Annotated in this window: 12 protein-coding genes; 3 read left to right on the plus strand and 9 right to left on the minus strand. The window is 37.5% G+C overall.

Annotated features, from left to right (window positions below; genetic code table 11):
• Positions 1 to 72: 72 nt before the first annotated feature.
• The 9 genes from J2X77_RS04800 to J2X77_RS04840 form a co-directional block, all read right to left on the minus strand.
• Positions 73 to 699 carry a hypothetical protein gene (locus J2X77_RS04800; protein ID WP_310079395.1) on the minus strand — a complete coding sequence of 209 codons (627 nt, stop codon included), beginning with the start codon at positions 697 to 699 and terminating at the stop codon, positions 73 to 75.
• Positions 683 to 838 carry a hypothetical protein gene (locus tag J2X77_RS04805; protein WP_310079397.1) on the minus strand — a complete coding sequence of 52 codons (156 nt, stop codon included), beginning with the start codon at positions 836 to 838 and terminating at the stop codon, positions 683 to 685. Before J2X77_RS04805 ends, J2X77_RS04800 begins: the two co-directional genes overlap by 17 nt.
• A gap of 5 nt (positions 839 to 843) precedes the next feature.
• Positions 844 to 1,179: a hypothetical protein gene (locus J2X77_RS04810; protein WP_310079399.1), complete on the minus strand. Its 336-nt coding sequence runs from the start codon at positions 1,177 to 1,179 to the stop codon at positions 844 to 846.
• Positions 1,179 to 1,862, minus strand: coding sequence for an N-acetylmuramoyl-L-alanine amidase (locus J2X77_RS04815; protein ID WP_310079401.1), 684 nt, complete (start codon positions 1,860 to 1,862; stop codon positions 1,179 to 1,181). The genes J2X77_RS04810 and J2X77_RS04815 overlap by 1 nt, the downstream gene beginning before the upstream one ends.
• 11 nt (positions 1,863 to 1,873) lie before the next feature.
• On the minus strand, positions 1,874 to 4,948 hold the full coding sequence (locus J2X77_RS04820; protein ID WP_310079402.1) for a phage tail protein: 3,075 nt from the start codon (positions 4,946 to 4,948) through the stop codon (positions 1,874 to 1,876).
• Between the two features lies 1 nt (position 4,949).
• Positions 4,950 to 8,882, minus strand: a complete 3,933-nt coding sequence (locus J2X77_RS04825; protein WP_310079404.1) for a hypothetical protein — start codon at positions 8,880 to 8,882, stop codon at positions 4,950 to 4,952.
• The gene (locus J2X77_RS04830) at positions 8,875 to 9,387 is read right to left on the minus strand and encodes a hypothetical protein (RefSeq protein ID WP_310079405.1); all 513 of its coding nucleotides are present in this window, start codon (positions 9,385 to 9,387) and stop codon (positions 8,875 to 8,877) included. Before J2X77_RS04830 ends, J2X77_RS04825 begins: the two co-directional genes overlap by 8 nt.
• Positions 9,377 to 9,808 (minus strand): hypothetical protein, encoded by a 432-nt coding sequence (locus tag J2X77_RS04835; RefSeq protein WP_310079406.1) that lies wholly within the window; start codon positions 9,806 to 9,808, stop codon positions 9,377 to 9,379. The genes J2X77_RS04830 and J2X77_RS04835 overlap by 11 nt, the downstream gene beginning before the upstream one ends.
• 162 nt (positions 9,809 to 9,970) lie before the next feature.
• Entirely contained in the window at positions 9,971 to 10,555 is a 585-nt protein-coding gene (locus J2X77_RS04840; RefSeq protein ID WP_310079408.1) for a hypothetical protein, read from the minus strand.
• Between the two features lie 563 nt (positions 10,556 to 11,118).
• On the opposite strand from J2X77_RS04840, the gene J2X77_RS04845 reads away from it, so the two are divergent.
• The 3 genes from J2X77_RS04845 to J2X77_RS04855 are packed head-to-tail and all read left to right on the plus strand — an operon-like array spanning position 11,119 to position 12,483.
• Complete coding sequence (locus tag J2X77_RS04845) at positions 11,119 to 11,460, plus strand: hypothetical protein (RefSeq protein WP_310079409.1); 342 nt, start codon at positions 11,119 to 11,121, stop codon at positions 11,458 to 11,460.
• Positions 11,461 to 11,485: 25 nt separating this feature from the next.
• Positions 11,486 to 11,989 carry a hypothetical protein gene (locus J2X77_RS04850; protein WP_310079411.1) on the plus strand — a complete coding sequence of 168 codons (504 nt, stop codon included), beginning with the start codon at positions 11,486 to 11,488 and terminating at the stop codon, positions 11,987 to 11,989.
• Positions 11,989 to 12,483: a hypothetical protein gene (locus tag J2X77_RS04855; protein WP_310079413.1), complete on the plus strand. Its 495-nt coding sequence runs from the start codon at positions 11,989 to 11,991 to the stop codon at positions 12,481 to 12,483. Before J2X77_RS04850 ends, J2X77_RS04855 begins: the two co-directional genes overlap by 1 nt.
• Positions 12,484 to 12,499: the final 16 nt, after the last annotated feature.

Raw genomic sequence — 12,499 nt, forward strand, 5'->3', positions numbered from 1 at the left:
AAATAAAAAAATCGTTAAATTTAAACAGGCTCTAAGACTTATGTCCATATAACAGAAGTAAAGTAAAAATTTTTATATTACGCCCTTCTTTTTCGAAAAAAGTATTCCACAAATCAAAATCAGTAATCCAATTGCACTCCAAATCATCATTGATCCTTTCGGCTCCTTTTTCACATCTTCAATCTTTGCCGATTCTTTCTGCCTATGTTCAATTGAAGTTGCTACCTGTTTTTCTATTTTCTCGCTGCCCTGCTTTTCGCTTTTCTCGCTGAAATCTTTATTCTCGGTTACCGTCTGCTTAGTATGCTGGGTAATCTTTTCTCCGGGAGATTCCGACCGCACGCTGAATACCTGCCGCAAGGTATCGAGCTGTACTAATATCTTAAAACCAGCGCTGTCTTTAAGTAATATCTCCGCTCCTGACAGTACCTTATCTACGTTCACAGATCCGCTTACCTTACCGCCTGTTTTTTCGGTTGTGGTCGTTGTTTCAGTCTCAGTGACAATTGTGCCTTTGTCAACAGTGATCGTACGCTGTACGCTATCTTTCTGCACTTTATCTGTTAGCATACTATCACGCTTGGTGGAGACTTCTAAGGACGATTTTTCTATATGCTTCGTGGTTTTTCGGAATAAGCCGCAGGATGCAAAGGTGGCGACTATGACCACCGATGCTAAAATCTTAATTAACCTTTCCATCCAATACAGCGTTTACACTATCCAAATGATTATTCCACTTCACAACGAACTCAGGGGGCAATGCCTTCTTTCTCCCCTGGTTGTAGCTTGATGCTATTACACCGAATAACAACAGCAATATCATAATAAGTCTTTTCATAGCGACTATTCTTTGTTTATCACTTTATTCAATACGGTATCCAGCTTTTGCATACCTTGTTCAACTCCTTCTTTCATTGGCTGCACGGCATCTTCAACGGCTTTTGGTAATGCAGTCGAAACCTTTGAGTCTACCGCCGGGTTAACCTGCTTGCGGACCTCCTCTGTAATTCTCGCATTCAAGTCATTATTCTGTTTAATATATGCATACAGTAATAATCCCGTTGTAACCATAAAAAAAACAGCCACCATCGCAAGAATATCTCTATTGGCCCAGCCAGCCAACTTACCAACGTCATTTACTCTCTTTCCGACAAAATCGTCTTCTTTTTGCTCTGCCATTATTTTAAATACTGATTAGATACCCATCCTTTTACCCCCAAAGCTTCAACATTTGTCCAAGATCCTGAAACGGACAATACATTTACACTGGTACCGCGTGGCAGAACTTTCAATACGGCAAAGTTGGTACCCGGGCCTGATCGCAAATTCAAATCGCTAGTAGTACTTTTCACCACCATACCGAATACCTCCCTTCTCACCCGATCCATTGGGAATTTTGGCCCCGGGTCATCTTTGCGGCCAACTGGTGTTGCTACTTCCGAGTGAGCGAGTATTTCTGTGATTGAAGGGTATGCTGCTACCAACGCTCTGCAAACCTCAATACATTTTAGTAGCTGCGTTTCCGTCCAATCGCTCTGGGCATTTTCATTTTGCTGCTCGATTCCGATTGCATACTTGTTTAATCCGGTTAATCCTTTCCAAGCACTTGCGCCGACATGCCAGGTAATCTGATTGAACCTAGCCATTTGGACAACCTTGGCCGACTTAGCAATATGGAGGTCGCAGCTAACCTTCGATCTCGGATCGGTAAGCCAATTAACCGCTGATGTCTCATTACTTGCCCCATCATAGTGCAGGACAATAAATCGAATATCTTTAGTCCCCGAACTGATGTTAGGAGTTTGAAGGAACTCTACCTGAGTTCCGTCGTTATTGTATAAGAGATTGTTTTTTACTTGCATGAATTTTAATTTTAATAAACCACCCAGTTAGTGCCATCGTATACCAATTCTAATTTTAGATTTCTCCCCATTGAATATGTAGTGTAATTTTGCACTCCATCTCCCAAATAAATCAAAGCCCCACCCTGCGTCCTTAATGTCTTTGACCCGGTCGAATTATTTCGAACAGTCAATGTAAGTCCAGTTATTGGCTTATTGGGTAGATAGATATTATCGTGATAGATTTGATAATATCGACGATTCGAAGGAATCACATCACCATCATTATTACTACCTCCTTGACTTGATATAAGTGCACCGTTTAAGCAAACAGCTCCATGAAAATATCCAGCATATCCCTCACTATATGGCACATTGGAATTGCTTGTTTGATCTGCTCCATATATTGCAGCGTTAATGGAAGGCGCTCCTAAGCTTCCGCTAACTCTGCTTTGAAGAAGAGCAGCAATTGAAATAGCTGAACTTATGCCTGACGTAGCGGAAATAGCATTGATATTGCTCCCATTTGAAAATACACCCTCTGAAGTAATTTCACTATAACTATCGTCTCCATCTTTATCCCTAATAGATAAGCCAGGCTTATTGCTTCCATTGGATTGCATGTAGCCTACTTCCAATCCCATCCTTATCAGAGCATTGGAAACATTTGCTTCTGCATTTCTATTCTTATAAAATCCGATCTCTCCACTCTGTGCAAGTAATCGTGGCAAGACATCATCAACACCGGAGGAAAGCCGCTTCACTATTAAATTTTCTATAAATGCCGATTGAGCGAATAAGCTAATCACATCGATTAGTTCGGCTTTTATGTATCCACCCTGAATTATGGTTTCCCCTAGCTTTGCAAGCTCCACCAGATCTTCGTGAGCTAAATCGCCTAATGAACTAATTAAACCATCCGTGTAATTCTTAGAAGATTCTAGAGCGTTATTAGCTGCATTTTCTGCATGTTGTTTAGCCTCCATCAATTTTTGAGTTGCATCTTGTATACGTGCCTGCTCTTCACTGGAAACCACATCATCTGCATAAGCTTCCGCGATAACTTGAAGCAATTCGTCATTTGCATCCGCATAAGCTTTTGACGCCACTATTGCCTGCTGTTTAGCATCATCCATCTGAGTCACTGTTGCCCCTCCACCGTTTACTACAATTTCAGAAACATTAAGTCTATCAGCGGAAATCTTACCTGTCTTAATATTAGCGCCATTAATATAGGTCATACCGTTTGTGAAACTATAGTCCCTTTTACCTTGGAATTCGGAGTATATTACGCCTAAATTGAAATGATAAAACCCAACTTCACTTTCTGTACTAATTGGCTGTTCGGAAATTACCCATGTACCATTTAGAGCAGTACGGCTACACCTAGCTGCAACATAATAGTGTTTATCCGCTATAAGATCGGTTTTAAGTAATTGAGGTATAGTCCATATATAACCCAATCCTTCAATTTTAACTTCCAGATGAACCAATTGGCCTGCCGTTATCAAAACGTTTTTTGGGTCATCTCCATTATTGACGTTAATAGTAACACCGTTCAAAAGAAAGTTTTGAGATTTGGCCCCAACACTTAACATTAAAGTTTCAATGGACTCTGGCTTAATATGAGTGCTATCGAAATAACCATCAGGATCGAAAACAAGATTTTGTAACTGACGCATTCTAGCAGCTAAAATCCTATCTTCTTCAATACTCCTTCGAGTGGTTTGGGTGATGATCTGCTTATTCTCTTTAATATCGTTTTGAATTTTTTCAAAGAGGGTGTATGTTACATCATTTCCTATTACCGCATTATATGTCATTCCGTTCTCAAGCACATCAGGAAAATGTCCAGGATGACTAAGCTCTGTAACGCGTACTTGTTCATCAATCCCCTTCTGAGTATCGATCAGTCGAACAGTATCTCCGATATCTAACGTGATATTCTTTCGTTTGAGGTCCAAAATATCTAAATCTAGCTCATACACTACACGGGGCGAGCTATTACTTTCCAAATATTCCTGCCTTTTAGCGGTCAATTCGGCTACTGCAGCATCAATATAGGATTGTGGCATCCGTATACCGATAAGTGTGTATTTGTCTCCGACTTCAGCATGTACAGATTCAGTAGGAAAAAACGCTCCATTTCCCTCGTCGTTTGCCTTGAATACAATCTTTTTATCAGTATGATTATAGCTTGAAATCTCAAACTGATTCCCTTCCAAATAGCCTGATTTAAAAACTATGTAAGCCGACTCTCCATCGATCTTCTGATTATTCAAATCAAAATCAATAGAGCTGTCAATGATCGAGAATAATTGTTTATTTATCGTTGTAGCGCCCGTTACGGTACCAGTGCGTTTTGGATAAATATTTTCATCTACAAATTCGCCCTCACGTACTCTGTATAGATTTACGTTCTTTTCCACATACCCAGGAATCTTGAAATAATCCTTCATTCCTGTAGGTAGGTTTTTATCTCCTCCCCTAGCATACGCCCTGGTTACGATCTTCTTCTCATTAATCGATTTTCTTGAAAGACTATACAGACCATTTCCTTTTCCGTAGCTAAAGGATAAATCGCGTGCAGTTCCTATTGTTTTTTTCAAAGAAATGACTTTCCCTTTTATTCCCCATTCAGCTTTCATCGCTTGGGCAACCATAGTGAGGCAATCCAAAATGTATGTTGAATCAAATTCAACTGTAACACGTCCAAGATCTTCGAACTCCCCGACGGACCAACCCGAGGATTTGCTATTAGCACAATCGACAATGAGATGAAGCCATTCTTCAGCAGTCCCACTGAAGCTAAATTTACGGGCTCCTAAATGTTCTATAAAAAACTGTGACAGGCTATGTCTTGGACCTTCAAACACAAAATCATACTCAAAAAGAAATCTGCTAACTTTTTTGAAGTTAACGGTCTCATTTAAGGTAAGAACCTCCCCTTTGTAATTTAAAGTATCATTGACTTTTATATCCAAATCTAATGACGATTTAAAACTGAAGGCAAGAGAATGCTCCGCCATTATCTTGTTGGTAAATGTTGAAGAATTCAATGGGATTTCTGCTCCTTCATCTTGCCCTCTATACACCTGAATCTTCATATCAAGATATTTTAGTAATTTCAATTAAATTAAACCCAGGTCTATTATTAAGAGAAGTTGACCATGCACCAAAATCGACAGGAATTGCACCGTCAATTACCGTGAATGTCATCTCAGCATTGAAATCCTGATTGCCAAGCCCGTTAAACCCAGCAGTCTGACTACAGATCGTTCTGGCAAGTTCAGTTGTACCCTGAAACATTCCATAAAAACATTGAGATCTGGTGGTATCCGTAGTAAGGGTATAGTTTGTACTTCCAGTATTCCAGAGTATGCGAATCTTGTATTGCCCAGCAGGAAGCGAAAAGGAAATACGTGCTTTTTTTCCGGTATTTTCTGCTCCCGCAGAACTTGCGGTGTAGCATTTCGCCATTGTAGCAAGCGAATAATTTCCAGAAGCCTCCACCGCGTTTACATTTGGCGGATTACCGGTAAAGCTTCCATTAAACACGCTATTATTGGCGTAGAAATCAGATTGCAAATTCATAAACCATCCATTTACATTTGTTCCCTGTGTATTTACAAGCTGCTGTGCATTGTAACCGCTAAATGTTGCCAGATTGATCTGGTTAGTGGTCAGCCCAGCGGTAACAACCTTCAGGTTCGAATTATTGGCCGAGCCATTAAAGCCGATCAGTACAGCAACAGGAGGCTCGATTAAAGTAATCGTGTCATTGACAACCGATGATTCGCTCACCGCATTTTTCACCTGACCATAGAGGGTTTTAGCACCGATCGATGCAAATGTAAAGGTGATACTGTCAGACCAAGGCAACCATGCAGCTGTTGAAACTCCTGCCGATGTCTCAGCCAAACGATAATGAGTAGGTGTACCGGCTCCAATCGTAAATGATACTTTCGGATTAAATCCAGCAAAAGATGCCTGTCCATCCGCAAGGGCCATTGCGGTTGCCGTAACAGGTATAACCACATTGATCGATGAGGTTTTCACATCAGATTCGCTGGTTGAATTTTTGACCTGCGCATAAAGTGTCAATGTACCACTGTTCACTCCAGAATTGTAACTGACTGTATCTCCGGCATAAGCAACCCAAGCAACAGCAGACAAGTCTGTCTGTTGTCCGATCCGATAATGTGTTATGGTATTTACAGTAGTAAATTTCACGGTCACAATCCCAGAACCCGTAGCCTGATCACCATTGTTAATGGCTATTGCTGTTAATATCGCTGATACTGGATCAACATATTGAAACGTAGCACTTACAATGGTCGATGTTTTATCCTCAACCTCATCACGGATCTGCGCAAAGACAGTCTTTTGGCCATACGGTGCAGCGATAGTAAAATTCACCGGATTAGAACCAAAAGCAATCCATTGTACGCCGGTGAAATCATTTGCTGCCGCTAGACGGTAATGCGTAGGGATTCCAGTGTAATTAAGTGTCACTGGAACCGGAGAGCTGGAAACCTGTCCAGCAACTGTGATTGAAGTCAGTGCAAGGTCTGGTTTTGCTTTATATATCTGTGCGGATAGCACTAGGGATTCGCCATAGGTGTTTTTAAGCTTCACATAAACGGTTTTCGTGTCAAATCCTGCTGAAAGTTCATAGCTTGCTGGAGAGACGAAATTAATCCATTCAGCCCCCAAGAAATTGCTTGATTCACTGACCATATAATGTGTCGGTGATGTTCCGGTGAACAGCATCGTAAGAGCAACAATGCTCTTCTGTGTAGTTGTCGCTCCGTTTTCGATCTTAAAGTCAGCAAATGTCGGTGCCGAGGAGTAGACATTCAAACGGTCGATGAAAGGCTGTCTCAAAGAGGGCTTAAGCTGGCTGACCATATACATAGCATCGTCATATACATAGCTGGCATTTGGTGTCGCTTCAAAAGCTGCTGTATATTTTTCGGCCCTTGTGAGCAGATCTTTATTGAAATTTAGATTGACCAATAACTTGCCGCCATTTATTGCATAAGAAAGCCCGTCAGTATTGGAAGAGATCGAAAGACCCTCGAGAGCTGATACTCCGGACAACAGGCAAGAAACCTCGTTAAACCAGAATCGAGGCATCCTTGGAAAATACAGCTTAAAAGTAACCTGATTTGTTCCCAAACTTCTAATAACTGTTGCGTTTGTAGTTAAATACCAATATTCATATATCTCATCAACTGAAGCAAACCAGATTTTGTCAGAACCCATAGATCCAAATGCATCATTTATCCTTTTAAAAAGATTGTACTCCCACTCTGAACTTTTATGAGCAGCTCCAATGAGCCAATAAACATTTTCCAAGTCCGCAGTATCATTGAATTGTTGCAGTTTCGAGAACACATTGTTGTCGTAATTGTCTTCGCCAGCAAACCATCTTTCCACAGCGATTATGCTCTTATCAAGATTAAATCCCGATCTATATGGATATGCTTTTTTTATCAATGTATGTCCACTCTGAGCTGTATTCATCATTATATCGCTTACAGATTGGGACAGTGTTAAATATCTATGATCGCCATTTGGTTCCGCTATAATCTTTGGACTGTCATTTATGTATTCAATAAATTTAGCCTTGGTGTCAGCAAACCAATGGTTGAAATTTTCCTGAGTGACAGATGAACCGTCGTATCCATTGAAATCGTGGTACAATACAGTGAATCCAAAATCACGATATAATTTAAATTCCTTCTCACTCATCCAGGGCCAAAACATACCAACATCTCCGCCGATGCCTCTGCTTTCATCAACAAGTTTATCTGGCCAGACCGCTACCGATGTTGCAAAACGCCTGTTGTTCCCAGCCCCATCAGTGAAGGATAAAGGATAATTCGGAGTAAAACCTTCCGTGAAATTTGGAGATATCGGGAAATTCAGATGGAGGTAACGTGATGTATTGCCAGTTGCTACCCATCTTTTATTTATTCCAGAAAAAATGAATTGATAAATACTATAACTGTCATCTGTAATGTATGAGAATGCAAACTTTTTATTGAACTTTAATTTTGGAAAACTGAGTGTAATAGCGGACGGATCTGTCCCTGCTGGCAGATCGACGGTAAACTCAACAATGTTACCATCATATTTGAGATATTCGAGATTAAGCAGCATGTAAACAGGATCAACACTGATTATATTTTCCAGACACTTGATCTCTATGATAGTCTGAAACTCATTATTGACATGGATATTTTCAATACTATATTTGGTATTGTAATAACTTCCAAAAAGAGTTTTACCTGCGCTGACAGAAGTCTTGGCTATATTCAAAAACAAGCCATAGCCAAGCGGTTCATCACTTAAAATATATTCTTTGATTTCACCTTGTTGGACTGGTAACGCATTTAATTTGAAAGTTGTTGAATAGACTGGCATGTATTCACCACCTAAACTATAGGTGCCAATAGTGCGCTCCGACTCGGCAATATTTACAAGATTCTCATCGGGGACAATGATTGCAATCTGCCCTGCATCATTTGGGACAACCACCTCACCGTTGACAGTGATATTAAGCACATCGCTATTCTTTCCATTAGTTACGGAGAATAGCTGAGTTGTTCCATCGCTAAACGTAATTGTGTAGTTATCTTTTAATCCCGTTGATGAGGTCATCTCAATTTTTAAGATAGATCTAAACGATAAAGTTGCACTATCCGCGATTTCCCAGGTTTTTAAAATTCCATCCCAAAAGAGCTTTACTACACTATCTTTTTGAAGGATAAAGTCATTATCTCCATATACTAAAGTTCGGCCATTCGCTCCCCCATAAACTTCTACATACTTATTTGCTGTACCTAATGTTGGCAAGGTGTTACCAGTGATTTTTACAGCATCCCCAATTTTCTTACCAGCTTCGTTTACAATTAGGGCAAAATCAACATTCCCAACTTCGCCGGTTTCCGAATCAACACCCATAATTGAGCTTACCTTAGCTGCGTCCAATATCGGAGGTGTTTCACCATCATATTTTACATAATCACGCATTATATCTCGTTTTTACTAAAATCCTTTTGTTGTCATTAATGACGATATATCTCCCTAGATTATCTGCTAAATAGCGAAAGACATAAGTTGGCAAAACATAATTATTTTCAACTTGAAGTATTATTCTCACATAAATTGTATCCGAAAATGGCCTGTTTGCGTATTCCCATTTGGCAATTTTTTTTAGACGCAAACGAAAAGATTCTCCCCAATCAAGAACCTGAAAATCGAAATCCTTTTTTAATAAATCGAGGAAATCCCTTCTCTTTTTCTTGTAGTCTAAAATACCTTGGGCTTTCATCAAAAACGGAATATCAAAAACCTGAGGTTCGTAATTAATATTCGAAGTATCATCATAATCTTTTCCATTCTCGTCTATCCAATCATTGAAAAATACTTCTTTCGGTGTAGGTGGTTGCTCCAAAACTGATAGAGCTCCCCTACCTAAATGCAAACCAAAAACCTCTATGATGTCATAGCTATTTATAAAAACACTAACTGTCATTACGGTTATTATTTTGCAACCTCAATATAAATCTTCCTACGATCACGCGACTTGGACGGGGAACGGAATAAGAAACCAAATTCCAGTTCACAAAAGATTTAAAACGAAGTTTAAGATCTTCCCAACCACTAACTTTGAATGTAAACTGTCCTTTTCGAGAGACTAGATCAACAAATGCAGCCTTCTTTTCTTTGTAATCGTCAAGTCCGTTAGCTTTTATGAAAAATGGAATATCATAATCCTGTGACTGATAAACTAGATTTGTTGCATCATCGTAATCTAATCCATCCTCATCTTTCCAATCATTGTAGAATTTTTCCTTTGGTGACGCAGGTTGCTGCATTGAATTTAATGCTCCTTTAGCAAGATAAATTCCATAAGTAGCTATATCCACACCATTAATTTCTACTTTAAAAGCCATTTCAATAAAAATGTAAATTATGTTAAATTCACATAACAAAAGAATAAAATAATAATATATAAAGTGTTAATTATAGTGATGTTTCGTTTGATATGTTAGGTTTATTAAACAAAAAAAGCCTCACATGAGGCTCTTTATTTATTTCTGATTATTAGTAAAAAACTAAGTTGATTTCAATCCTTTTTTAATTTCTTTCAGCTCAATAGAACCTCTAATAGTAAAGATGATTTCTTTCTTAATCTTATCGCCATTCTCCTTTTTAATGACCAACACCATCGTGACCTTGTCTGACGCTTTATTATTTTTAAATACGTTGTTGGCTTTCTTGTTACTAAACATGTACCAAATCGTACCGTAATCTTCGGTACGCTCCTTGTTAATTAATTCCAATCTAACAGAAGTATTTGGAGCAATCTTCACGTCCTGGATAGGTTTGTCTTTATTAATCATCAACGTTTTCCTGGAAATAATCGTTTCAGTCTTACCATCCACGATGAAATAACTGTCATTGTAAGAAAAAGAAACCATGTCATCAGAGTTATTTGCTACCTCTACATTCACACCAACATCACTTATTGTTCCAACTCTAAAATTTATACCATCGACACTGTCTTTAAATCCTATGGGATTTTTGTCATTGATAGTAACCTTTGTGCCATTTATTGATGCCCCGACTTGAGTTATATCTTGTCCCTGGACAGTCCCTAATCCTCCTAACAACATAAAAACGAATAATATACTTTTCATATTTATTTTTTTCTCCCAAATATATAAAAATCTAAAATCCAATTTTACGGTTTCACGTAGTGTTTATATCGCGCCAGGTATTCTTTTTTTATTTTTTTAATGTCGATTTTATGAAAAAAACACTAATATTATCTCTATTAGTTTTATCTATAATAATATTATTCGGTAAAGATTTTTTACCCCCGGCCAAAAATTTAACACTTTTTCACACCTATTAAAATGAGGTTATTTTTAGGCGATTTAAGACATTTAGCTTAATTTTTATACATTTTGCCGCAGCAGCATTTTTAATACGCCATACAAACTAAAACATGCTAATTTTGACAACAAAAAACTAATAGTAATAATCGGAAGGACAAAAATGATTGAATAATTTTTTTAAAAATTTTTAAAAAAATTTTTTTTGGTAATTCAAGTAAACTGATTATGTTTGTGAAGCTATACTGTAAAACGGGGTGCAAAAGTAAGATAATAATAATGTAATGCAAATTATTTTTTACAGTATTTTTAAACCTTTTATCCACATTCGTGTTCAATAGTTTATAGAGAATATTATTTTTAAAATGTCAGAAAATAAAACAACGAAAAAGAAGTTGAGTCTTGTTAAAGGTCCTTCCTATGATGTTCACAATGTTACTGGTGCTTCATTGGCGGCATTTGGATTTGAAAGGTCTGTTTTAAATTTTTTTATTGAACGACCAACAATCTCTGAATATGCAGAGGTAGAGATTCAAAATGAGACTGGGATTCTGATTAATGAAAAGCCTAATATAAAGGAAGGTTTTCTTGATGTTGATCGTGTTTTTGTTACTGGAATAGAAATGGATTACAAAACATTAAAATCAATATCAACATTATTGTTAAACCATATCAACGCAATAGAAAACACCAAGGTAGCTAAATAATTTAAGGGTATTTAATTTTTATAATATGTTGGATGTAACTTGTACAATATCAGATAGTGCTTATGTTAGAAACGTAACACTTACTAAAGATGATAGACATGTTGTCAATATCTCTCATGGATCTAAAGACGTGCCTAAAACATTTTTTAAATACCAGAATTCCATTACGGGTATACTTGCTATCTATAAGCGAGAATTATACAATAAAGAATATGGTGATGACTTATTAGATATTCAATTTAAGGCTGCTAAAAATAATTTACCAAAGCCGTCGGATAACGTGATATCATCTTTTATTGGTCTTAAAACCTTATTATCAGATAGAAATATAAACTTTAAAAGCTTTACACCTATAGAAGAAGGAGGAGTACTTGTGGATTTCAATTCAGGCGAAAAATATTTCTCGATGGAACTTTATAATGATGATATTACATCAATTTATATCGAAGATCGCGACAGCGGTAATCCAATAATGATGGACGATATAGATATGTTTTTAACGAACGAAATTGTTACTTCCTATCTATAATGAGTTGTGATTCCTGTACTATATTAGGCGTTCCTGAACACTTATGTGCTTTTAACAAGGAAGTTGACGTTCCATTTGAAGAAAATGAGGTTCTTTATCGAAGGGTTCCAAATAGTTTACCTTCTGAAAATGATAAATTGACTGCAGAACATTTAAAACAAATATTTCCACTTCGTAGTGATTCTTATAATAGATCGTTATTTTCTGAACCTGGTGATGTTCTTATAGATCACTTGGGAAATCATTATCCAAATGAAGTATCAATATCTCTACCAATACAAGAAATAAATTCAATAAGCTTTTCTGTTAAAGACAGTAAGTTAGGTGAGAGAGTCTTTTCACTTGTAGTAAGAGGTGATATTCTAGATTGTAATTATTCCCATTGTGAAATAGATTGCTATCAAGACGGTGTAAAAATTGATCCTAATAGTAATCCTCGATCGTCAAAGCAGTTTATGAGAAATCAGTTGAAAAATCTTATAAGATTTAATTAATCCCCAACGTAAATGG

It is taken from the genome of Sphingobacterium sp. 2149 (assembly GCF_031455655.1).
In the GTDB taxonomy this organism is placed as follows: Bacteria; Bacteroidota; Bacteroidia; order Sphingobacteriales; family Sphingobacteriaceae; genus Sphingobacterium.